The sequence below is a fragment of the Clostridium rectalis genome, assembly GCF_900626095.1.
GTDB lineage: Bacteria > Bacillota > Clostridia > Clostridiales > Clostridiaceae > Clostridium_AS > Clostridium_AS rectalis.
Genome location: NZ_UYZZ01000007.1, coordinates 147,707 through 170,542, shown reverse-complemented (window position 1 = coordinate 170,542; position 22,836 = coordinate 147,707). Strand labels below are relative to the sequence as shown.

At 27.9% G+C, this 22,836-nt stretch carries 23 protein-coding genes and 1 rRNA gene; 13 read left to right on the top strand and 11 right to left on the bottom strand.

The genetic code is table 11. The features are described from left to right. The 8 genes from EJL03_RS12200 to dnaA form a co-directional block, all read right to left on the bottom strand. Positions 1 to 87, bottom strand: a 16S ribosomal RNA gene (locus EJL03_RS12200); the annotation flags it as partial. Positions 88 to 495: 408 nt separating this feature from the next. Beyond that, positions 496 to 2,991 (bottom strand): DNA gyrase subunit A, encoded by a 2,496-nt coding sequence (gyrA, locus tag EJL03_RS12195; protein ID WP_125154238.1) that lies wholly within the window; start codon positions 2,989 to 2,991, stop codon positions 496 to 498. A gap of 20 nt (positions 2,992 to 3,011) precedes the next feature. Next, positions 3,012 to 4,925, bottom strand: a complete 1,914-nt coding sequence (gyrB, locus tag EJL03_RS12190) for a DNA topoisomerase (ATP-hydrolyzing) subunit B (protein WP_125154237.1) — start codon at positions 4,923 to 4,925, stop codon at positions 3,012 to 3,014. 17 nt (positions 4,926 to 4,942) lie between these two features. Continuing rightward, positions 4,943 to 5,206, bottom strand: a complete 264-nt coding sequence (gene remB, locus EJL03_RS12185) for an extracellular matrix regulator RemB (RefSeq protein WP_125154236.1) — start codon at positions 5,204 to 5,206, stop codon at positions 4,943 to 4,945. Positions 5,207 to 5,249: 43 nt separating this feature from the next. Next, complete coding sequence (recF, locus tag EJL03_RS12180; RefSeq protein WP_125154235.1) at positions 5,250 to 6,344, bottom strand: DNA replication/repair protein RecF; 1,095 nt, start codon at positions 6,342 to 6,344, stop codon at positions 5,250 to 5,252. Between the two features lie 101 nt (positions 6,345 to 6,445). Next, positions 6,446 to 6,652, bottom strand: a complete 207-nt coding sequence (yaaA, locus tag EJL03_RS12175; RefSeq protein WP_125154234.1) for a S4 domain-containing protein YaaA — start codon at positions 6,650 to 6,652, stop codon at positions 6,446 to 6,448. A gap of 12 nt (positions 6,653 to 6,664) precedes the next feature. Further along, positions 6,665 to 7,768 carry a DNA polymerase III subunit beta gene (gene dnaN, locus EJL03_RS12170; RefSeq protein ID WP_125154233.1) on the bottom strand — a complete coding sequence of 368 codons (1,104 nt, stop codon included), beginning with the start codon at positions 7,766 to 7,768 and terminating at the stop codon, positions 6,665 to 6,667. Between the two features lie 266 nt (positions 7,769 to 8,034). Beyond that, a complete protein-coding gene (gene dnaA, locus EJL03_RS12165) occupies positions 8,035 to 9,396 on the bottom strand; it encodes a chromosomal replication initiator protein DnaA (protein ID WP_125154232.1) in 1,362 nt (453 codons plus the stop codon). A 512-nt stretch (positions 9,397 to 9,908) separates the two neighbouring features. Here dnaA and rpmH point away from each other — a divergent pair. From rpmH to EJL03_RS12100, 13 genes are all read left to right on the top strand, one after another. Then, entirely contained in the window at positions 9,909 to 10,043 is a 135-nt protein-coding gene (gene rpmH / locus EJL03_RS12160) for a 50S ribosomal protein L34 (protein WP_125154231.1), read from the top strand. A 62-nt stretch (positions 10,044 to 10,105) separates the two neighbouring features. Continuing rightward, positions 10,106 to 10,444 (top strand): ribonuclease P protein component, encoded by a 339-nt coding sequence (rnpA, locus tag EJL03_RS12155; protein ID WP_125154230.1) that lies wholly within the window; start codon positions 10,106 to 10,108, stop codon positions 10,442 to 10,444. Next, entirely contained in the window at positions 10,441 to 10,650 is a 210-nt protein-coding gene (gene yidD / locus EJL03_RS12150) for a membrane protein insertion efficiency factor YidD (RefSeq protein WP_125154229.1), read from the top strand. Before rnpA ends, yidD begins: the two co-directional genes overlap by 4 nt. 18 nt (positions 10,651 to 10,668) lie before the next feature. Beyond that, a complete protein-coding gene (locus EJL03_RS12145) occupies positions 10,669 to 11,331 on the top strand; it encodes a membrane protein insertase YidC (protein WP_125154228.1) in 663 nt (220 codons plus the stop codon). A gap of 14 nt (positions 11,332 to 11,345) precedes the next feature. After that, a complete protein-coding gene (gene jag / locus EJL03_RS12140; protein ID WP_125154227.1) occupies positions 11,346 to 11,972 on the top strand; it encodes an RNA-binding cell elongation regulator Jag/EloR in 627 nt (208 codons plus the stop codon). A gap of 66 nt (positions 11,973 to 12,038) precedes the next feature. Then, positions 12,039 to 13,418, top strand: a complete 1,380-nt coding sequence (mnmE, locus tag EJL03_RS12135) for a tRNA uridine-5-carboxymethylaminomethyl(34) synthesis GTPase MnmE (RefSeq protein ID WP_125154226.1) — start codon at positions 12,039 to 12,041, stop codon at positions 13,416 to 13,418. A gap of 10 nt (positions 13,419 to 13,428) precedes the next feature. After that, positions 13,429 to 15,312 carry a tRNA uridine-5-carboxymethylaminomethyl(34) synthesis enzyme MnmG gene (gene mnmG / locus EJL03_RS12130; RefSeq protein ID WP_125154225.1) on the top strand — a complete coding sequence of 628 codons (1,884 nt, stop codon included), beginning with the start codon at positions 13,429 to 13,431 and terminating at the stop codon, positions 15,310 to 15,312. A 45-nt stretch (positions 15,313 to 15,357) separates the two neighbouring features. Further along, entirely contained in the window at positions 15,358 to 16,077 is a 720-nt protein-coding gene (gene rsmG, locus EJL03_RS12125) for a 16S rRNA (guanine(527)-N(7))-methyltransferase RsmG (protein WP_125154224.1), read from the top strand. A 102-nt stretch (positions 16,078 to 16,179) separates the two neighbouring features. Beyond that, on the top strand, positions 16,180 to 16,959 hold the full coding sequence (gene noc / locus EJL03_RS12120; protein WP_125154223.1) for a nucleoid occlusion protein: 780 nt from the start codon (positions 16,180 to 16,182) through the stop codon (positions 16,957 to 16,959). A 182-nt stretch (positions 16,960 to 17,141) separates the two neighbouring features. Further along, positions 17,142 to 17,921, top strand: coding sequence for a ParA family protein (locus EJL03_RS12115; protein WP_125154222.1), 780 nt, complete (start codon positions 17,142 to 17,144; stop codon positions 17,919 to 17,921). Then, the gene (locus EJL03_RS12110; RefSeq protein ID WP_125154221.1) at positions 17,914 to 18,783 is read left to right on the top strand and encodes a ParB/RepB/Spo0J family partition protein; all 870 of its coding nucleotides are present in this window, start codon (positions 17,914 to 17,916) and stop codon (positions 18,781 to 18,783) included. Before EJL03_RS12115 ends, EJL03_RS12110 begins: the two co-directional genes overlap by 8 nt. 52 nt (positions 18,784 to 18,835) lie before the next feature. Beyond that, on the top strand, positions 18,836 to 19,342 hold the full coding sequence (locus EJL03_RS12105) for a DUF4446 family protein (RefSeq protein ID WP_125154220.1): 507 nt from the start codon (positions 18,836 to 18,838) through the stop codon (positions 19,340 to 19,342). Positions 19,343 to 19,395: 53 nt separating this feature from the next. Continuing rightward, positions 19,396 to 19,653: a hypothetical protein gene (locus tag EJL03_RS12100; protein ID WP_125154219.1), complete on the top strand. Its 258-nt coding sequence runs from the start codon at positions 19,396 to 19,398 to the stop codon at positions 19,651 to 19,653. Positions 19,654 to 19,702: 49 nt separating this feature from the next. Here the strand turns inward: EJL03_RS12100 and yyaC are convergent, their stop codons facing one another. The 3 genes from yyaC to EJL03_RS12085 form a co-directional block, all read right to left on the bottom strand. Next, positions 19,703 to 20,275, bottom strand: a complete 573-nt coding sequence (yyaC, locus tag EJL03_RS12095) for a spore protease YyaC (protein WP_125154218.1) — start codon at positions 20,273 to 20,275, stop codon at positions 19,703 to 19,705. Between the two features lie 56 nt (positions 20,276 to 20,331). Continuing rightward, positions 20,332 to 21,387 (bottom strand): sporulation integral membrane protein YtvI, encoded by a 1,056-nt coding sequence (gene ytvI, locus EJL03_RS12090; RefSeq protein ID WP_125154217.1) that lies wholly within the window; start codon positions 21,385 to 21,387, stop codon positions 20,332 to 20,334. Between the two features lie 347 nt (positions 21,388 to 21,734). Further along, complete coding sequence (locus EJL03_RS12085) at positions 21,735 to 22,412, bottom strand: LysE family translocator (protein WP_125154216.1); 678 nt, start codon at positions 22,410 to 22,412, stop codon at positions 21,735 to 21,737. Positions 22,413 to 22,836 lie beyond the last annotated feature (424 nt).

Sequence of the window (22,836 nt, the reverse complement as noted above, 5' to 3'; positions counted from 1 at the left end):
ACTCCCGAAGGAGCTTCATCGCTCGACTTGCATGTGTTAGGCACGCCGCCAGCGTTCGTCCTGAGCCAGGATCAAACTCTCAATTTAAAAGTTTAATCTTTTTTAGCTCATCGCTATTTTAACACTTCGTGTTAAGAATTAACTGGTTTCATTCTTCTCTGTTTAATTTTCAAAGATCTTGTCGCTTCCTGCGACTCTTATATGTTATCATTTAAATCCATATTTGTCAACATTTTTTTTGCCGATGGTTTGAAATTTAAATGTTACATGATTTTTTCGAGACACCGCTTCTGTTGCAGCGACAAGTGATATTTTATCAAATTTATTAACCACTGCTTTGTATTATTATTTCATTATATTAAAATATTCTTATATATCTTTTAATATCTCTTTATTTTTAAGACTTACTTATGATGATACGCCAGATAAAGTTGTTATATTTTACGTGTTAAATAATAAAAAACCTATGTAATATTACATAGGTTTTTTAATTTATTATTCTTCATTGTTACTATTTTCATCAAATAAAATTTCTTCTCCGGACTCTTCATTGTCTAATTTGTCTTCTTCAGGCTCATCATTAGTAATTTTGGCCACAGCTAATATTCTCTCTTCTTTATCTGTTTTCATTAAAGTTACTCCCATAGCATTTCTGCTAGTTATACTTATATCGCATACACATATTCTTATAGCTATATTACTACTGTTTATAAGCATTAATTCATCTTCATCTTTTACTACTCTAGCTGCTACTATACTTCCAGTTTTATCTGATAATTTATAAGTTATTATCCCTTTACCACCTCTTCTTTGTAAATTATACTCACTTACGGCAGTTCTCTTACCAAATCCATTTTCACTAACAACTAGAACATATTGATCATCAACAACTATATCCATAGTTACAGCTATATCTCCATCTCTTAAAGTTATAGCTCTAACTCCTGTAGCTGTTCTACCCATAGGCCTTATATCTTTTTCACTAAACCTTATAGAATACCCATTTTTAGTAACTATAAGAATTTGTGCATCCCCTCTAGTTACTTTGACCTTCAATAATTCATCATTTTCTTTTAAATTTATAGCAATTAAACCATTTTTTCTAATTGAAGAAAACTCTTTTAATGAAGTTTTCTTGATAACTCCACCCTTAGTTGCCATTATTAAATATCCTTCTTTAGTCATTTCTCTTATTGCTATAACTTCTTTTACATTTTCATTAGCATCTAATGGCAATAAATTAACTATATTGGTTCCTTTGGCTGTTCTTCCTGCATCTGGAATTTCATAAGCTTTAAGTTTGTATACTCTACCTTGATTTGTAAAGAATAATAAATTACTATGAGTCGAGGTAATAAATACTCTTTCAACAAAATCATCTTCCTTTGTTGTCATTGCTTGAATTCCCTTGCCACCTCTTCTTTGTGCCGAGTATGCATCTGATGAAATTCTCTTTATATATCCAGAATGAGTAAGAGTAATTACTACTTCTTCTTCTTGTATTAAATCCTCTATATTTATTTCATCATGTCTCTTTTGTATTTCTGTTCTTCTTTCATCACCATATTTATTTTTTATTTCTTCAAGTTCTTCTTTTATTATATTTAACACTAATTCTTCACTAGCTAGTATTTCCTTTAAATGTTGTATTGTTTTTATTAATTCATTATACTCTGATTCTATTTTTTCTCTTTCTAATCCTGTTAATCTTTGTAATCTCATATCAAGTATAGCTTGAGCTTGTTTTTCTGAAAGAGAAAACTTGTTCATAAGACCATTTCTTGCTTGTTCAGTATTTTTAGAAGATCTAATTAAATTAATTACTTCGTCAATATGATCAAGAGCAATTCTTAATCCTTCTAATATGTGAGCACGTGCTAAAGCTTTATCTAGATCAAACTGAGTTCTTCTTCTTATTATTTCCTTCTGGAAATCTAGGTAATGAACTAAAACTTCTTTTAAGTTTAAAATCTTTGGTTCATTATCAACCAACGCAAGCATTATTACACCAAATGTGTCTTGCATCTTAGTATGTTTATACAGTTGATTTAAAACCACATTTGCGTTAGCATCTCTTTTTAATTCTATTACCATTCTCATACCATCTCTATCAGATTCATCTCTAATATCAGATATACCTTCTATTCGCTTATCTTTTACTAAGTCCGCCATATTCTCTATGAGTTTAGCTTTATTAACTTGGTATGGAAGTTCTGTAACTATAATTTTGTGTCTACCTTTTTCTTCCTCTATTTCTGCCTTAGCTCTTACTACTATTCTACCTCTACCAGTTTCATAAGCTTCCCTTATTCCATTCATTCCTAATATTATACCTGCTGTAGGAAAATCTGGTCCTTTTATTATTGTCATTAAGTCAAGAACAGTTACATCTGGATTTTCTATTATCATATTAATTCCCGAAATAATTTCGCCTAAATTATGAGGTGGTATATTTGTAGCCATACCAACTGCTATTCCCGATGAACCATTTACTAATAAATTAGGAAATCTACATGGAATTACTGATGGTTCTTTTTCTGAACCATCAAAGTTAGGTATAAAATCTACTGTATTTTTATTTATGTCTCTTAACATCTCTATAGCTATTTTACTCATTTTAGCTTCTGTATATCTCATAGCAGCAGCCGAATCACCATCAACAGATCCAAAATTACCATGCCCATCAACAAGAGTATATCTTATAGAAAAATCTTGAGCCATTCTAACTAAAGCATCATAAACTGAAGAATCACCATGAGGATGATATTTACCTAGAACATCTCCAACTATTCTAGCGCATTTTCTATATGATTTTTCAGGACTAAGTCCTAATTCATACATAGAAAATAAAATTCTTCTATGAACAGGTTTTAAACCATCTCTTACATCTGGAAGTGCACGACCAACTATAACACTCATGGCGTAATCAATATAACATTTTTTCATTTCTTGGTTTATATCTACTTCCAAAACATTTCCTTCATTGTTCATCTATTTCACACCTTCCGCCTTTATATATCAAGGTTTATAACTCTTTTAGCATTTTCTTGTATAAACTCTCTTCGAGGTTCAACTTTATCTCCCATAAGAATTGTAAATATTTCATCTGCTGCCATAGCATCTTCTACAGTAGCTCTTTTTAGAACTCTTTTCTCTGGGTTCATTGTTGTGTCCCAAAGTTGTTCTGCATTCATCTCTCCAAGTCCCTTATATCTTTGAATATCCGTATTAGTATCTTTTCCATTAATTTCAACTAGAATTTCTTCTAATTCTGAATCTGTATATGCATAATACTCTTTTTTAGCCTTTGTTACTTTATATAATGGCGGCTGTGCAATATAAACGTGTCCCTGTTCAACAAGTTCTCTCATATATCTATAGAAGAATGTAAGAAGTAAAGTTCTAATATGTGCTCCATCAACATCAGCATCTGTCATTATTATTATTCTATCGTATCTTATTTTTTCAATATCAAAATCTTTTCCTATTCCCGCTCCAAATGCAGTTATCATTGATCTAATACTATCTGAGTTTAGTATTTTATCTAATCTTTGCTTTTCTACATTCATTATTTTTCCACGCAGTGGTAGTATTGCTTGAAACTTCCTGTTCCTACCTTGTTTTGCAGATCCGCCCGCAGAATCACCCTCAACTATATATATTTCGCATTCTTTAGGGTCCTTAGAAGAACAATCTGCCAATTTCCCTGGCAATGATGTATTTTCTAAAACTGATTTTCTACGTGTTAATTCCCTGGCCTTCCTTGCAGCTTCCCTTGCCCTGGACGCCATTAAAGACTTATCTATTATTAATTTTGCAATCTGTGGGTTCTCTTCGAGGAAATTACCTACTCCTTGACCAACTATAGTATCTACAATACCTCTTACTTCACTATTCCCAAGTTTAGTCTTAGTTTGACCTTCAAATTGAGGATCAGTTAATTTTATTGAAATTACAGCTGTAAGTCCCTCTCTAATATCATCTCCAGATAAATTCTTATCGTTTTCTTTAATATGACCAAATTTTTTAGAATAATCATTAAATACTCTTGTAAGAGCAGTTTTAAAACCTGAGAGATGAGTTCCTCCTTCTATAGTATCTATATTATTAGCAAAGGAAAATATATTTTCCGTATAACCATCATTATATTGAAGTGCTATCTCTACAATGTAATCATCCTTATTCCCCTCAATATATATAGGGTCTTGATGTAGTACAACCTTGTTTCTATTTAGATATGAAACAAATGATTTGATTCCGCCCTCGTAATGGAATTCATCCATTTTTTCTGCTCTTTCATCATTTAATGTAATTTTTATACCTTTATTTAAGAAAGCTAACTCTCTTAATCTTTGAGCTAAAGTATCATAGTCAAATTCTACTGTATCAAATATTTCTGTATCCGGCTTAAAATATATTTTGGTACCATGGTAGTTACTTTCTCCTAAACTATCTAATCCTGTAACCACTCTACCTCTTTTATACACTTGTTTCCATAACTGACCATCCCTTGCTACCTCTACTTCCAGTAACTCTGATAAAGCATTAACAACTGAAGCACCAACACCATGAAGTCCTCCTGATACCTTGTATCCACCTCCACCAAATTTACCTCCAGCATGAAGTACAGTCATTATTACCTCTACTGTTGGCTTATTCATCTTAGGATGCATACCTACAGGCATACCCCTTCCATTGTCTTTTACTGTTATTGAATTATCACTATGGATAAAAACATCTATTTTATCACAAAATCCTGCTAATGCCTCATCAATACTATTATCAACTATTTCATAAACAAGATGATGAAGACCTCTTAAACTTGTACTTCCTATATACATACCAGGTCTTTTTCTAACAGCTTCTAATCCTTCTAGTACTTGTATTTGATTTTCATCGTATGTTTGTTTTTTTTCTTGTAACATACATATCCTCCTTAATCCTAAGGTTCATAATATATAGCCTGTGACCTTTTAGTTAGCGTTGTAGATGAGATTGGCGATAGATAAATCTTACTTTTTTTATCTACTTCTGCTATTATGAACGATTTTGGTTTTTCTTTAGTTATTCTTTCAACAAAACCATCCTCTTCTGCTAATCTTAAGAATTGAGTAGTATCGGAACTATACATTGATGTTTCTATATCGAATATACCAATTATGTCTTTTAATGGAACAACTACGTTTTCTCCTAAATGTAAAAACACAAAAACTCCTCCCCTGGTTCTACTCTAAAATATAATATAAATTTTATGTGTAACAATTTCCGTTTACAACGTTAAATACTTTAGAATTACTATTAAGATATTCTTTTATATGTTCTAATCCTGTACAAGTTATTATAGTTTGAATATTATTAATTGAATTTAATATATACTTTTGTCTTTTGGAATCTAATTCTGATAAAACATCATCTAACAATAAAACAGGATATTCTTTTGTAATCTCTTTAATAACCTCTAGTGAAGCAAATTTAAGAGTAAGAGTTGCTGTTCTTTGTTGACCCTGCGATCCAAAACTTCTTACATCAATATTATTGATTTTAACTAAAAAGTCATCCCTATGTGGTCCTATTGATGTTAGTCTCTTTTCAAAATCTTTTTTCCTATTTTTGCATAACTCATTATAAAAATTATTCTGTAAGTTTTCGTCTATATCAATTTTTGGAGAACTTAAATATATAAATTTTATATTCTCTTTGTCAGCAGTAATATCCTTATGTATTTTAAAAGCCCATTTATTTATTTGATTTAAATATTTTTTTCTTTCTCTTAGGATGTTTGCTCCAAATTTTGACATTTGATTATCATATATATCTACAATTGATTCTAATTTTGTTCCATTTGATTTTAAAAGGGTATTTCTTTCGTTTAAAACTTTATTATATTGAACTAAATTATAATAATATTTATCACTTAATTTGCATAACTCCATATCTAAAAATTTTCTCCTAAAAGATGGAGATTGTTTTATTGTACTTAAATCTTCTGGAGAAAACATTACAACATTTAATATGCCAAATAACTCTGAAATTTTATTTATTTTTATAGAATTTACATTTATACCTTTTTTGCCTTCTTTAAAGATTTTTATCTGTATTTTCTTATCCAATCTTTCTCTCACAACATAAAGCTGTATATAAGAATTTTGTGCATTCCAATTAATTAACTCTTTATCCTTATTGGTTCTGTGAGATTTTCCTATACCAGAGTAATATATACTCTCTAAAATATTAGTTTTGCCTTGAGCATTGTCTCCAATAAAAACATTGACATTTTTACTCAATTCTATACTTAACTCATTATAGTTTCTAAAATTCATAAGTTGTAAATACTTAATATACATAACTAAAACACCTATATATAATTATATCACAATATAATTATTCAACAAATTAGTATGCACAATGTAAATTTATATAAAAAATACATTGTGCTATTTCTATATTATACTATTAAATAGCATTCATTATTAAATTCTATTTTATCATTTTTACTTAACTTTTTTCCTCTTCTTGTTTCAACTTTTCCGTTAACCTTAACTAATCCATCTTGTATAAAGATTTTTGCTTCTGAACCTAAGCTAACTGCTCCACTCCACTTTAAAAAGGCATCTAATTTTATTATTTCTGTATTTATTTTTACCTCTATCATAAACCTTTCTCCTTAATTATTTAATAATCTAACTGGTAGTACTAAATATGTGCAATTATTATTTTCTTTATTTCTTATAACGCACGGACTAACACTACTAGACAGTTCCATAACTATTTCCTCTTCCTCCATAGTTTTAAATACATCTATTAAATACTTTGAATTAAATGCAATTTGCAAAGATTGCCCTTGCAAAATTATATTTATTTCTTCCCTGACCATTCCCAATTGAGAATTAGACGTTATAATCATATTGTCATCTTCAATATTTAATTTTATCAAACTTGTATTACCATCCTTAGCCATAAGGGATGCTCTTTCTATACAATTTAGTAGTTCTGATTTTCTAGCAATAATTTTTAAATTATATTCTTCAGGAATTATAGAGCTATATTTTATGAATTCTCCTTCTAATAATCTGGATATAATCTTAGTTTCACCTATACTAAATAAAATGTGATTAGGGGTAAAAGTTATATTTACATTTTTATCCTCATCTTCTAAAATTTTAGAAACTTCGTTTAATGTTTTTCCTGGAATAACAGCACTTATACTATTATCACTATCTATGTACTCAGATTTCAATGCTAATCTATAACCATCTAAGGCTACCAAATTAAATTTTTTATCATGAATTTCAAATAAAATTCCTGTTAATATAGGTCTAGTCTCTTCCTGAGCAGTTGCAAAAATAGTTCCTTTTATCATGTTTTTTAATATTTTTTGAGGTATTGAGAACATTGAGTTTTCATTGATAATAGGTAATTCTGGAAAATCATTTGCATCCATATGAACTAAAGCAAATTTTGATTTTTGGCAAACTATTTCTATTACATTTTCTTCTTTCGCACTAATTTCTATTTTATCATTAGGTAACTTTCTTATAATCTCTCCAAATATTTTAGAATCTACTACTATTGAACCTTCATCTAATACTTCAGCATGTATTTTAGTCTCAATACTTAAATCTATGTCCGAACCTGTGAATTTTATACAATCTTTTGACGCATTTATTAAAATACCTTGAAGTACTTGCATTGTTGATTTTCCTGTTACGGCTTTTTGAACTATAGATATAGCTTCTTGTAATATATTTTTTTCACATATTATTTTCATAGTGTTTAAAACCTCCTTAAAATATATCCACATGTTAGTTAATTATATTAGATAGAGAAGATAATTAAAATATTTAGTAGTAATAGTAGTAGGGGTTGTGGATTTGTTAATAACCCTTAAAACCATTGATATAACTAGGAAATCAGAGAAAAATAATTGTGGATAAGTATTCAAAATTTAATGTCCTTATCCACATTGTTAGAACATAAAAGATATAAAATTACTTATCCACATGATATTATAAAGAAATAATACACATTTGTTAACTATTTTTGAGTTATTTTTTTGCTTAATTCATTTATAGTATTCTGAAGAGATTCATCTTCCTTTAGATTTGTAGATATTTTTTCATAAGCATGTATTACGGTAGTATGATCTCTACCACCAAATTCTTCACCTATTTTAGGGAGAGATGTGTCTGTGAGTTTTCTACATAGATACATCGCTATTTGTCTTGGGAATGCAACATTTCTTGTTCTTCTTGCTGATTTAAAATCTTCTACTCTTAAATTAAAATAACTAGATACTATATCTTGAATTAAATCTATAGTAACCTGCTTAGATTGTTTATTAGATATAATATCTTTTAGAGCTTCAGAAGCTAAATCTACACTTATTTCTTTATTAGTTAGAGAAGAAAATGCCACAATTCGTATAAGAGCTCCTTCTAACTCTCTAATATTAGATTTAATTTTGGTAGCAATATACACCATAACTTCATTTGGAATATTTAAATTCTCTACATCAGCTTTTTTCTTTAATATAGCCATACGAGTTTCAAAATCAGGGGCTTGTATATCAGCAATAAGTCCCCATTCGAACCTAGATCGTAGCCTATCTTCTAATGTTGGAATTTCTTTTGGAGGTCTATCACTAGATAGTATAATCTGCTTGTCCGCTTCATATAAAGCATTAAATGTATGGAAAAATTCTTCTTGAGTTCGTTCTTTACCTGCAATGAATTGAATATCATCAATTAAAAGTATATCTACATTTCTATATTTGTTTCTAAATTCTTCATTTTTATCATCTTTAATTGAATTTATCAGTTCATTTGTAAATTTTTCTGAAGAAACATATACTACTTTTGAAATAGGATTATTTTTTAATATGTAATGACCAATTGCATGCATTAAGTGAGTTTTTCCAAGACCAACACCACCGTATATAAATAAAGGATTATATGCTTTAGCTGGGGCTTCTGCTACAGCAAGTGATGCTGCGTGTGCAAATCTATTACTGTTTCCTATAACAAAAGAGTCAAAAGTATATTTTGGATTAAGCATGGCAGACATTTCATCACTAGCAACTACTTTACTATTTTTGTTTGAATTTATTTCTGAGTTAGATTTTTTAGTTTCTAAATCAGGGGCTTCTTCTGAAGCGATAAAAAATTCTACATTATATTTTTTAGAAGTGATGAGTTTTAAGGCGTTTATTATTAAATCCTTATATCTGCTAGTTAAAATTCCTTTGGTGAAGTCATTAGGTACGCGCAAAAAAATAGAATCCTGTTCTATCTTTATAGGCGTTATACTTTTAATCCATGTGTTAAAACTAACTTCAGTAAGTTCGCCTTTTACAATGTTTAAAGTTTTATCCCAGATATCTTTCAATTGGGTATCCATTTTTTATCCTCCAGTTCAAGTTTTTATATAAATTATAATAATTAACAATAAGTGAATAAAATTATCAACACTAAAATCCTACTTAATATTTGCTTTTAAAAGTATTCACATGTTAATACTTTTTGTTGATAATTCGTTTAAAACTTAAATATCAACAAATTTGTTTTTTTTTAAATAACATTATTAATACATGTAAAAACAGCAAAAAATCAAGATAAAATAGTAAAAAATATAATAAATAACAATAAAGATAACAAGTTATACACAAAGTTATCAACAGCTGTTGATAACTTTGTTTTAAAAATTAGTTATCAACAATCTAATATTAATAATAACAGAACATATAAGGTGATTCAAGAAGTTATCCACAAAAATTATTTTTAAATATTAACAATAACCGTTTTTCTTGACATTAGATTGTAGTAAATATATAATTTAATAGTAAAACTATAAATTAAGATAGTAAGTTAATTGCTATATATTAAACTTAGGTAAAAAGGGGGTGGAATGAAATGTTCATGACATACCAACCAAAAAAGAGACAGAGAAAAAAGGAACACGGATTTAGAAAGAGAATGAGATCTCTATCTGGAAGAAATGTTATAAAAAGAAGAAGACAAAAAGGTAGAAAAAGATTGACAGCATAAGGCCGCGGTATTGTGGCCTTTTTCTGCAATTGCAGAAAAACGTAGTATTAGGAGTATTATTTATGAATAAACATAAATTGCGAAAAAATATGGAATTTAGGTTAGTGTATAGAAGAGGAAAATCTTTTTCAAATTCTTTATTAGTGCTATATGTATATAAAAATAGTAAAATTCAAGATAACAGACTAGGAATTTCGGTAAGTAAGAAAGTAGGGAAAAGTGTAGTTAGAAACAGAGTAAAAAGATTGATAAAAGAAAGTTACAGATTAAACTATAATAAACTAAAACAAGGATACGATCTTATTTTTATTGCTAGAGTAAATGCTAATGATAAAGATTTTAAAAATATAGAAAATGCAATGTTGAATTTGTGTAAAAAGGCAGGTTTATATAATAGTTGAAAAAAATTTTAATTATATTAATTAAATTCTATAGACAGTATATATCTCCTCTTAAAAGGCCATGTTGCAGATTTTATCCCACTTGTTCACAATATGCTTTGGAAGCTATTATAAAATATGGAGCAATTAAAGGGGGATGGATGGCGTTTAAGAGAATTTTAAAATGTAATCCTTTCAATGAGGGAGGATATGACCCTGTTAAATAATGTATCTGGAGGTTTATAATGAGTCATTTAAATAATGCGTTAGTTGAATTTTTCATTTTTATACACAAAATTGTAGCAAATGTAATTACTAATGAAAACTATTCTTATGGTGTTGCTATCATTTTAGTTACATTAATTATAAAGATAATTCTTGTACCTCTTAATATAAAATCTATAAGGTCAAGTATTAGGATGACAAAACTTCAGCCTAAACAAAAGAAGTTACAAGAAAAGTACAAAAATGATCCTCAAAGAGCTCAACAAGAATTAATGAAACTTTATAAAGAGTATGGGGTTAATCCTTTAGGTGGATGTTTGCCTATGCTTATACAATGGCCAATACTTATAGCACTTTACTATGTGTTTAATAATATTAACGGAATAAGCGGAATAAGCTTTTTATGGATAAAGGATTTAGCTAAGCCTGATGTAGTTTTGGCAGTTCTTGCTGGAGCAACTCAGTATTATTCTGGATTATTAATGAATCCAGCTTCAGATAGTCCTCAGGCAAAGCAAGCAAAGAATATGAATTTCTTTATGTCTTTATTTATGATTTACATAACTTTTAAAATAAAGGCAGCATTAGGATTATATTGGGTAGCTAGTAATATAATTCAGATGGGTCAAACTATTCTTACAAAGAAGTTAGAAGAGAAGCATATGACCGAAAATGATGCCTAGGGGGTGTTTACGGTATGAAGACAATATATATGATGGGAAAGACAGTTGAGGGTGCTGTAAAAAATGCTCTTAAAGAGCTTAATGTTACAGAGGACAAAATAGATGTGGAAGTTATTGATGAAGGTAGTAGGGGTTTATTTAAGATAATAGGAGCAAGACCAGCTAAGATAAAAGTTACAGTTAAAAAAGATTATATATATGAAGCAAAATCATTTTTAAAAAAAATATTAGATTGTATGGGGATAAAGGCAGAAATTCGTATAAAAGATGAAGATAATATTTTAAAAATATGCATGACTGGACCGGATATGGGAATACTTATTGGTTATAGAGGAGAAACTTTGGATTCTATTCAATATTTGTTAAGTCTTGTAATTAATAAGGATCATGATGAGGAATATAAAAGAGTTGTACTGGATACAGAAAATTACAGACAAAAAAGAGAAGAAACATTAAAAAGACTTGCTATGAAGATAGCTACTAAAGCAAGGAAAACGGGTAAAGTTGTAAAACTTGAACCAATGAACCCATATGAAAGAAGGATTATTCATTCAGTTCTTCAAAACAATCCAGAAGTTGAGACCTATAGTGAAGGTGAAGAACCTTATAGAAGAGTAGTAGTTGACTTGAAGAAAGCCTGATATGGCTTTCTTTTTAACTTTAAAGTAAAAAATAAAGAATGCTGTAATTATAAGGAGTGTAAGATAATGAAAGAATTTGATACTATAGCTGCAGTTTCAACAGTGCTAGGTGAAGGTGGAATCTCAATTATAAGAATTTCTGGTGACAATAGTCTAAAAATAGCAAACAATATTTTTAAGGGAAAAAACGGAAAAGAATTATTAGATATGAAACCTTATACTATGCGATATGGACATATAATAGAAAAAGAAACAGGAGATATATTAGATGAAGTTTTAATAAGTTATATGAAAGGTCCTAAAAGCTATACTGCAGAGGATACTATAGAGATTAATTGTCATGGTGGTGTTACTCCTACTAAGAAAATTTTACATGAAGTTGTGAAATCAGGGGCAAGAGTTGCAGAACCAGGAGAATTTACTAAAAGGGCTTTTTTAAATGGAAGAATTGATTTAAGTCAAGCGGAAGCTGTTATTGATATAATAAGATCAAAAACTGAATTATCTATGAAATCTGCTGTATTACAATCTGGCGGAAAGATTTCTGAGGAAATAAATTTGTTAAGAAATAAGTTATTACAAACAATAGCTCATATTGAAGCAACTGTGGATTTTCCAGAAGAGGATCTTGAGGAAATTACATCAAATCAAGTTAATAAGGATTTAATTGAAATAATGGGAGAAATAAGTAGGTTGCTAGTTACTGCAGAAGAGGGGAAAATACTTAGAGAAGGTTTAAATGTGGTTATAGTTGGTAAACCTAATGTAGGTAAATCTTCATTACTAAATGCATTACTTAAAGAAAAGAGAGCTATAGTTACAGAAATACCTGGTACAACTAGGGATGTTATTGAGGAATATATTAATTTAGATGGGGTACCTATAAAGATAGTTGATACGGCGGGTATTAGGGAAACTAAGGATATTGTTGAGAAAATTGGTGTAGAAAAATCTAGGGAAAAGATAAATGAAGCTGATTTAATAATATTCATGATAGATTCTAGTAGAAAACTTGACAGTGAGGATTATGAGATAATAAATTATATAAAAAATAACAAATATGTAGTATTATTAAATAAGAACGATTTAAATAAAGAAGTGAATTTAGATAATTTAACTGAATTAAACTCTAATTATATTATAGAAACTTCAGCTAAGACAGGAAAAGGACTTGAAAAGTTGAAAAATTGTATTAAAGAGTTATTTTTTGATGGAGAAGTAAAATCTGGAGAGTTGATGATAACCAATACAAGACATAAAGAAGCGTTAATAAGGGCAAAGGAAAGCTGTAATTCAGCACTTAATACTTTGAATAATACTTTAGCAATAGATTTAGCATCTATAGATATAAGAAATGCATGGATAAAACTTGGAGAAATAACTGGAGATACAATAGAGGAAGATATAATAGATAAAATTTTTTCAGAATTTTGTTTAGGAAAGTAGGGAAAAGTATATGAAGTATTTTGCAGGAGAATATGATGTAGTTGTAGTTGGTGCAGGTCATGCTGGTTGTGAAGCGGGACTTGTGGCAGCAAGGATGGGATGTAAAGTTTTGGTTTGTACCATAAATCTTGATAGTGTAGCTTTAATGCCATGTAATCCTAATATTGGAGGAACTGCAAAGGGACATTTAGTAAGAGAAATAGATGCATTAGGTGGAGAAATCGGAAAAAATATTGATGATACTTTTATACAATCCAGAATGTTGAATACATCTAAAGGGCCAGCAGTACATTCATTAAGAGCACAGGCTGATAAAAGAAAATATTCTGAAAGAATGAAAAGTATTTTAGAAAATCAAGAAAATTTAACATTAAAACAAATAGAAGTTATTAGTATTGATGTAGAAAATGGAAAAGTTAAAGGTGTTTTAACTAAAAATGGTGCTTATTATATAACTAAAACTATAATATTAGCTACAGGAACTTATTTAAAAGGAAAAATTATAATAGGTGATATAAGTTACAGTAGTGGACCTAATGGACTTTTTCCTGCTAATGATTTATCTCAAAGCCTTTTAAAGCTTGGTATTAGTTTAAGAAGATTTAAGACTGGAACACCTGCTAGAGTAAATAGCAGAACTATAGATTTTTCTAAAATGATAGAACAAGCGGGAGATGAAAAAATAGTTCCATTTTCATTCATGACTAAAGATTTAAAAAAGGAACAAATATCTTGTTATTTAACTTATACAAATGGTAAAACTCATGAAATTATAAGAGAAAATATAAATAGATCTCCATTATATAATGGGTCAATAGAGGGTATTGGTCCTAGATATTGCCCTTCGATAGAGGATAAAGTTATGAGATTTCCTGATAAGGAAAAACATCAGGTGTTTTTAGAACCAGAAGGGGAAAATACAGAGGAGATGTATGTTGGAGGTATGTCAAGTTCACTACCAGAAGATGTTCAGATAGCTATGTATAGAAGTGTACCAGGAATGGAAAAGGTAGAATTTTTAAGAACAGCGTATGCAATAGAGTATGATTGTATAGATCCTACTCAATTAAGCCTTTCATTAGAGTTTAAGGATATAGATGGGCTATTTGGAGCAGGACAACTTAATGGAAGTTCTGGTTATGAAGAAGCTGCAGCTCAAGGAATAATGGCAGGAATAAATGCAGTATTAAAGATAGAGGGAAAAGAACCTTTAATACTTAATAGATCAGATGCATATATTGGAGTATTAATTGATGATCTAGTAACTAAGGGCACAAATGAACCATATAGAATGATGACTTCTCGTTCAGAATATAGATTAATTTTAAGACAAGATAATGCGGATTTAAGACTTACTGAAAAGGGGTATGAAGTAGGAAGTGTAACAAAAGAGAGATACAGTGAATTCCAAGATAGAAAACAAAGTATAGAAAAAGAAATAGAAAGAATAAAAAATGTAAAAATAACTAACAAAAAAGAGATAAATGAGTATTTACTATCTTTAAATTCTGTTGAGCTTAGAAAACCTATAACGTTGTATGAATTAATAAAAAGGCCTGAATTAGATTATTTTAAAGTTAAAGATTTAGATAATGAAAGGCCTAAACTATCCTTTGATGTTCAAGAGGAGGTAAATACAATAGCTAAGTATGAGGGCTATATAGAAAAACAGTTGGATCAAGTTAAACAGTTTAAAAAATTTGAGAGAAAAATAATTCCAGAAAACATAGATTATAATAATGTACATGGCTTGAGAAAAGAGGCCATTCAAAAGCTAGGGAAGATTAGGCCAATGAATATAGGTCAGGCATCAAGAATATCAGGAGTTTCACCAGCAGATGTATCTGTATTATTAATATATCTAGAACATAAATATAATAAGAGTCAGAATTAGGCTTAGGTATATAGTTGAATAGTATTTTATACATGGAGGTTTAACATGGATTATTTTGAACTTTTAGGTTCCGCATGTAAAGATGTAGGAATAGGTTTCAATGAAGATAAGTACAATAAGTTTATAAGATATAAGGAATTAATTAAAGAATGGAATAATAAGATAAATCTAACAGCTATAACAGAAGATGAGAATATAATAAAAAAACATTTTATAGATTCACTAAAAATATATAAATTTGCCCCTCTAAAGGAATGTAAAAAGATTATGGATATCGGAACTGGTGCAGGATTTCCGGGAGTGCCTATGAAAATAGTTGATGAAGATAAAACTATTCTCCTTTTAGACTCACTAAACAAAAGAATTAAATTTTTAAATGAGGTAATTAAGGATTTAGGTTTAGATAGATTAAATACATTACATGGAAGGGCAGAGGATTTTTCAAAAAAAGAAGAATATAGAGAACAATTTGATGCTGTAGTATCAAGAGCGGTTGCTAATATGGCAGTGCTAAGCGAATTTTGTTTACCTTATGTAAAAGTAAATGGATATTTTATTGCTATGAAAGGTCCAGCAGTAGAAGAAGAAATAAAAAATTCAAAAAATGCTATAAATCTTTTAGGTGGAAAATTAGAGGATGTAATAGAAATAAACATAGAGGAAAGTAATCTTAAACATAATTTAGTCATTGTTAAAAAAGTAAAAAGAACTCCATCAAAGTATCCTCGAAAGGCAGGAAGTGTTACTAAAAATCCTCTAAAGTAGGATATATAATAATTATTATATAATAATATCCAAAATTAGAAGGATTTTAAAAGTAAATGGAGAATTGTTAATTATAGCATTGCATAAGAGGGATGGTTTATTATGGAAGAGAATATAAGTTATATAAAAACAGAATTAATTTCTCCTAATGCATATCAACCAAGAAAAGTATTTAATGAGGAATCAATTGAAGAATTATCTAAGTCTATAGAGAGTTATGGTATAATTCAACCCTTATCAGTTAGGAAGATTGAAGATAATAGGTATGAACTTGTAGCAGGAGAAAGAAGGTTAAGGGCAGCTAAAAAAATAGGCATGGAGAAGGTTCCAGTAATAATAGTGGATATTACCAATAAGGAATCTGCTGCTATAGCATTATTAGAAAATATTCAAAGAGAAGATTTGAATTTTTTGGAAGAAGCTGAAGCATATTTTAATTTAATAAAGGAACACAATTATACTCAAGAGCAATTAGCAGAAATTATAGGTAAAAAACAGTCTACCATAGCTAATAAAATTAGATTACTTAAGCTTTCACAAAATATTAGAGTTATATTAATACAAAACAACTTAACAGAGAGACATGCAAGGGCTCTGCTTAAACTAAAAGATGAAGAGTTACAGAAAAAAATATTAAAAATTGTTATAAAAAAGTCTCTAAATGTAAAAAAGACAGAGGAACTTATAGAGAAGGAATTATTTAAAATTAATAATAAAGATTTAGCTAAGGATGGTAAAAGGAGAATCAAAGGTATATTTACTTCAAAAGTATATATTAATACAGTTAAACAAGTATTTGATAAGTATGGTGTAACCGCAAAGTATTCTTCCAAAGATTTAGATGATAAAATACAGATTACCATAACTATTCCTAAAAAATAAAAAATTTTGTTTCACGTGAAACATTTCTTTAAGGATTCTATAAAATTAGAATCCTTATTTTTAATCATTTTTTATAATATTTATGTAAAACTTACATAAAGGACTTTTAATATTGATAGTATAAAGATATAATTAAGGTGTATAATATTTGCTTTATAAGAAAAGATAGGTGGTGTAATGTTTTGAAGGTTATATCCATTTTTAATCAAAAGGGTGGGGTTGGTAAAACTACTACAAGTATAAACTTATGTTCATATTTATGTATGGAAGGTTATAAAGTATTAGTGATTGATATAGATCCGCAAGGTAATACAACTAGTGGATTAGGATTTGACAAAAGAAAACTTGAAAATTCAATATATGATATTCTCACTTCAGATATGTCTATAAGAGATACTGTAAAGCAATGCGAATTTATTGATAATTTTTATGTAGTACCTTCAACTATGGAGTTAGCGGGAGCAGAGGTAGAACTTATAAATAAAGAAAAAAGGGAAAATATTTTAAAAGTTAAATTAAAGGAAATTGAGGAAGAATTTGATTTTGTATTTATAGATTGTCCTCCGTCTTTAGGATTTTTAACTATAAATGCGCTAGTAGCCTCTCATAGTGTTTTAATACCAATACAATGTGAATTTTATGCATTGGAGGGAGTTGGACAACTTATTAACACAGTACAATTAGTAAAAAAGTCACTTAATACAGAGTTAGAGATAGAAGGAGTAATTATGAGTATGTACGATGCAAGAACTAATCTATCTAATGAAGTTGTATCAGAAGTAAAAAAATATTTTAAAGGTAAAGTATATGATACTTCAATTCCTAGAAATATAAGGTTAGCAGAGGCACCAAGTTTTGGACTACCGATTATGTTATATGATGGTAAATGTAAAGGAGCAGAGGCTTATGAAAAACTAACTGAAGAATTTTTAAAAAGACAGGGGTTGAAAATACATGAATAAGAAGTTTGGATTAGGGAAAGGTTTAGGAGCGCTTATTCCAGATGATATCTCTGAAGATATACAAAAAAATAATGTTACTGATATAGCAATGAATCTTATTAAACCTAATTCAGAGCAACCTAGAAAAAATTTTGATGAAGAAAAAATAATACAGCTAAGTGACTCTATAAAACAACATGGGTTGATTCAACCTATAATAGTGAAAAAAGAAAAGAATATATATATAATAATAGCTGGAGAAAGACGTTTTAGGGCTGCTAAACTAGCAGGATTAAGTAAAATCCCAGCTATTACAATGGATATAGATGATAAACAAGTATTAGAAATATCTTTAATAGAAAATATTCAAAGACAGGATTTAAATCCTATAGAAGAGGCTAAAGCTTATAAAAAGTTAATAGATGATTTTAAGCTAACACAGGAGGAACTTAGTAAAAGGATAGGTAAATCAAGAACAGCTATATCAAATTGTATGAGGTTATTGAACTTAGATAAGAGGGTACAGGATTATATTATAGATGGAGTTATATCGGAAGGTCATGGCAGAACAATTTTGGCTATTGATAATGAAGATTTACAATATACAGTATCACAAACTATAATAGATGAAGAACTTAGTGTGAGAGAAACAGAAAAACTTGTAAAATCTTTATTAAAAAATCAGGAAGAAGTAAATATACATAAAAATGATGATAAAATGAAAAGTATAGAAAATCCTTATTATAATGATATAAAAGAAAAATTAGAAGAGTTGTTTGGAACTAAAGTATATCTAGATAATAAGAAAAATAAGGGAAAAATTCAAATTGAATATTATTCAGAAGAGGATTTACAAAGAATATTGGATATTTTAAAACTTTAAATAATACAAACTAAATTATGTTTCACGTGAAACAGTAGAAAGGGGAAAAATAATGCAAGATGTATTAAACATTATTAACAGTTTTCAGCCCTTAATTATTATAGGGCTTATTGTTATAATAATTTTATTATTTATTTTAGTTATTGCCCAATCTAAAGCTATAAGTAGACTTGAGAGCAAATATAAAAAATTTATGAGAGGCGTAGATAATAAAAATATTGAAGAGCTTATTAATAATTATTTAGATAGAGTTGATAGAGCTACTAAAGAAACAGGAGAAATGCGAGATTTATATAAAATGTTAGATTCAAAATTACAGTCCTGTATTCAAAAAGTTTCTATAATGAGGTATAGAGCATTTGAGGATGTAGGTAGTGATTTAAGTTATTCAATAGCTTTATTAAATGATAAGAATAATGGAATTATACTTACTGGTATTTATGGAAGGAATGAAAGTACCACATATGCTAAACCTATAGATAAGGGAATTTCAAGGTATGATCTTTCGGATGAGGAAAAACATGTACTTGATGAAGCCATGAATAAATGTTTAGAATAAATTGAATAAAAAATCTCTTTTAAGGTAAAAATTATCTTAAAGGAGGTTTTTTTATGATATTATGCATTTCTGAAGAGTTTGAGGAAATAAGAGGTGAATTATTAAGCAGAGGATATAAGCTTATAAATTCATTGGATAATGAAAACTGTGACGCTATATTATGCGATTTAAAAAATGGAGGATTAGTAAAATTAACTGATCAGCAAAGTTCATTTAAGGTAAATGGAAAGTTAATTATTGATATTGGTAGTAAAAACGTGGATGATATTGAATATATATTAAATAATAAAATGTATAATTCTTTAATTTAAAAAGGTAAAGAGAACACATATAATGAGTTCTCTTATAATTATTAGTTTTTTAGCTGTCATTGTAAATTTTTTTTCTACCTATACTTTTAACAATAGAATGATATACCCCTTGAGAAATAGTTTCAGCTAATTGCATAACTGTATTTAATCTTGTATTTTGTAGAATAACAAATTCTAAAGCTCCACATACGTTAACTATTCCTGTTATACTTATATTACCCACTAGTGGAAGATTTTTATTCATAGCAGATCCAGGAGATAAAGGTTTTTCTTCTATACATATCTTACCTATATTTTGTACACTACCAAGACAAGCGTCTATTGCAATAATATATGGATTTTTAAATGTTTTATTTATATTTTCTAATGTTGAGTGCAAATTTTTAGCATGTACAGGGTTTTCTAAACTTCCGTATATATGGAAGTTATCCCTTGACAGAAATCTTAATTTATGACCAACTAAGGGCCCTAGGCTATCGCCAGTAGATCTGTCTGATCCTATACATAAAAGAATAATTATTCTACCGGATTCTAATGCATTATTAATATATTCATTTAATGTATCTCTTAATGTTATAGTACTATTAAAATCAGAAGCATCAATTAGAATCTTTTTTTTCATAGTAAACAACCTCCCGTTTGGAATTATAACCAAAGGGAGGTATTTTATACATTTCATCATATTATATTTACATTTTTTAATACTTTATAAAATATTACTAGGAACATACAAAAAAACATTCCTGAAACTCCACCTATTTTAAGCCCAATAAAGATAGATGCTAAAACTGAAACTGGATGTATTCCTAAAGTGGAAGATACGATTTTTGGTTCTAATATTTGTCTTGCAATTGTTACAGCAATATACCAAATTAAAATACCAAAAGCTACAAAGTAGTTTTTTTGTACGAAAAAATATACAAGGGATAATGGAATATAAACACCTCCAATTCCAAGTATGGGAAGAATATCAAATATTGCTGCTATTATACTTAAAATAACTGCATATTTTACTCTAAATATTAGAAAACCTATAAGGGTTTCTAGGAAAGTAAGAAATATTACAAACAGATATGACATAAAATAATTCATTAGCATTTTTTTGACTTGATTAATAATTGAAATAAGTTTTCTAGAATTTCTTAAAGGAACAGTATTTAAAAATTTACTTTTAGCTTCAGTTAGATCTTTAGTAAAAAAATATGTAGAGAGCAAGGTAAATAATATAACCATAAATAAATAGGGAATATATCCTAATAAGGACAATATACTTTGGATAATTTTACTGGTAAGTACCATGACAAAATTAGAAATATTAGATATATATTTTTCTAAGCTATTTTTTACAGAACTTGTTATTGTAGGATCTAAACTTTTATAATGAACTTTTATATTTTTAAAAAAATTAGATATGTTATCACTATTATTTAATACATATGATTGGGTATTTTTACCTAATTGTATAGCCTCTTTACTTATTGAAGTTATTATAAAGTAAAATAAACTTATTATTATAGTAAAGAATAGTAAAGTTGTAATAAGGGCTGAAATAGATTTTTTCACTTTAAATTTTTGTATTAAAAGTTCTGTAGGCTTTTTTAAAATTAGTGCGAATATAAATGCCAAGACAAATGGTAGGGTGTACCCTAGTGTTTTGAAGAAAATAAAAAAACTTAGGGTATAGATTACTACAAAGAGTAAGGTCTTGTCTAATTTTTCTACAATTTCATCCAAAATATTCACATCCTTTTAGCAATTATTTTAAATTATAATTAAATTAGACTTTGATTTCAATGAAAATATTTTATCTTAACTTATGTAATAGTATATTAAAGTTATCTATTCTATAATTTTATTTAATATAACTTTAGTTAAGATCTAAAGTTTTTAGGATATACTTTTAAAATATAGATATTAAATTAATTATATCCATAAGTTAAAATATTATCTATGTTAATATAAATATTTATTATAAATTCAATAATTTTGTTTACTATAAAGGGTTCATTTTTCTATATATCTTTCAATTATCATGCAATATTTTATAAAATATAAAACTATACTAATAGGTTTACAACATATTATAAAAGATATTTGATAGAAGATCTATAAGCAATAGTTGATTCATTAAATAATTTAATAAAGCCTAAAACTATAAATATAATACCTATTGTAAGTATAATTAAATTAAGAATTTTAGAAGTTTTTTTAGTCACTTTTTCACCTAATATATGTACACCTTTTAATGCTAAGTAATTAAGCGTAACAAACCAAAGTATCATGCCTGATATTATGGAACAAATAAATATATAATAGGATGTTTTTCCTATGTAGTGCCATTTTCTAATAATAGTTCCGCTTAATGTAATCCAAAGTGAAGGGGTCATTGGATTAGAAAATGTTATTAAAAATCCACTTAAAAATGGGGATGAATTTATTTTATTATTGTTAAGCAACTTAGATTTTTTAGTATGCTTTGTTAAAGAAAAATATTCGATAGTTAATAAAGTAATACCAGAAAAAATCCAAAATAAAGCTTTGGATTTTTGGTTTTTATTAAAATAATTAAATAGACCACAGTTTATTAAAAATAAATAGCTTATATCAGCACATATAGCCCCAAAGGATACAAATAGGCCTTTTTTATAATTTTCATTTATAGTTCTTTTAATAGATTCTATTCCAGCAGGTCCAAGTGGTATGGAAATTACCAGGCCTGTACTTAATCCTGAAATAATAGCTTTTAAAAATGTCAACATAAAATTATCCTCTTATACTTCATTTTGTTATTACATGTATATAATATTACATTATATATTATAGATTAAAAGTGATAAAATGTATATTAGTACCAATAGTAACAAAAAATATATTTAATGAATTTATTTTAATAATTATAAGTTTTAATATAATATGTTTATGATTATTAACTTAATCTGCATGAAACTTCGATAAGTACAGTAGTAATGTTAAAATTATAAAAATATCATATGGGCATGTAGAAGCAGTAACTATTATAATATAAAATTATATGGTATATACTTTTAATAACTATTGTATTAATTATATAAGTGGACAAGTTTTAATAAATTTATTATTATAGTTTTTAAGAAGAAAAATATATTATTTAAAGTAGCATTCTCAAATATATTACAAGGTTTATATAAACAATGTAGTAAATTA

What these genes read in the sequence shown, in the direction of transcription:
- gyrA (WP_125154238.1), bottom strand. Translation starts at nt 2,991, where the DNA reads ATGAACAATGAAGGAAATGTTTTGGAAGTAGATATAAACCAAGAAATG.
- gyrB (WP_125154237.1), bottom strand. Translation starts at nt 4,925, where the DNA reads ATGTTACAAGAAAAAAAACAAACATACGATGAAAATCAAATACAAGTA.
- recF (WP_125154235.1), bottom strand. Translation starts at nt 6,344, where the DNA reads ATGTATATTAAGTATTTACAACTTATGAATTTTAGAAACTATAATGAG.
- yaaA (WP_125154234.1), bottom strand. Translation starts at nt 6,652, where the DNA reads ATGATAGAGGTAAAAATAAATACAGAAATAATAAAATTAGATGCCTTT.
- dnaN (WP_125154233.1), bottom strand. Translation starts at nt 7,768, where the DNA reads ATGAAAATAATATGTGAAAAAAATATATTACAAGAAGCTATATCTATA.
- dnaA (WP_125154232.1), bottom strand. Translation starts at nt 9,396, where the DNA reads ATGGATACCCAATTGAAAGATATCTGGGATAAAACTTTAAACATTGTA.
- rpmH (WP_125154231.1), top strand. Translation starts at nt 9,909, where the DNA reads ATGTTCATGACATACCAACCAAAAAAGAGACAGAGAAAAAAGGAACAC.
- rnpA (WP_125154230.1), top strand. Translation starts at nt 10,106, where the DNA reads ATGAATAAACATAAATTGCGAAAAAATATGGAATTTAGGTTAGTGTAT.
- EJL03_RS12145 (WP_125154228.1), top strand. Translation starts at nt 10,669, where the DNA reads ATGAGTCATTTAAATAATGCGTTAGTTGAATTTTTCATTTTTATACAC.
- jag (WP_125154227.1), top strand. Translation starts at nt 11,346, where the DNA reads ATGAAGACAATATATATGATGGGAAAGACAGTTGAGGGTGCTGTAAAA.
- mnmE (WP_125154226.1), top strand. Translation starts at nt 12,039, where the DNA reads ATGAAAGAATTTGATACTATAGCTGCAGTTTCAACAGTGCTAGGTGAA.
- mnmG (WP_125154225.1), top strand. Translation starts at nt 13,429, where the DNA reads ATGAAGTATTTTGCAGGAGAATATGATGTAGTTGTAGTTGGTGCAGGT.
- rsmG (WP_125154224.1), top strand. Translation starts at nt 15,358, where the DNA reads ATGGATTATTTTGAACTTTTAGGTTCCGCATGTAAAGATGTAGGAATA.
- noc (WP_125154223.1), top strand. Translation starts at nt 16,180, where the DNA reads ATGGAAGAGAATATAAGTTATATAAAAACAGAATTAATTTCTCCTAAT.
- EJL03_RS12110 (WP_125154221.1), top strand. Translation starts at nt 17,914, where the DNA reads ATGAATAAGAAGTTTGGATTAGGGAAAGGTTTAGGAGCGCTTATTCCA.
- EJL03_RS12105 (WP_125154220.1), top strand. Translation starts at nt 18,836, where the DNA reads ATGCAAGATGTATTAAACATTATTAACAGTTTTCAGCCCTTAATTATT.
- EJL03_RS12100 (WP_125154219.1), top strand. Translation starts at nt 19,396, where the DNA reads ATGATATTATGCATTTCTGAAGAGTTTGAGGAAATAAGAGGTGAATTA.
- yyaC (WP_125154218.1), bottom strand. Translation starts at nt 20,275, where the DNA reads ATGAAAAAAAAGATTCTAATTGATGCTTCTGATTTTAATAGTACTATA.
- EJL03_RS12085 (WP_125154216.1), bottom strand. Translation starts at nt 22,412, where the DNA reads ATGTTGACATTTTTAAAAGCTATTATTTCAGGATTAAGTACAGGCCTG.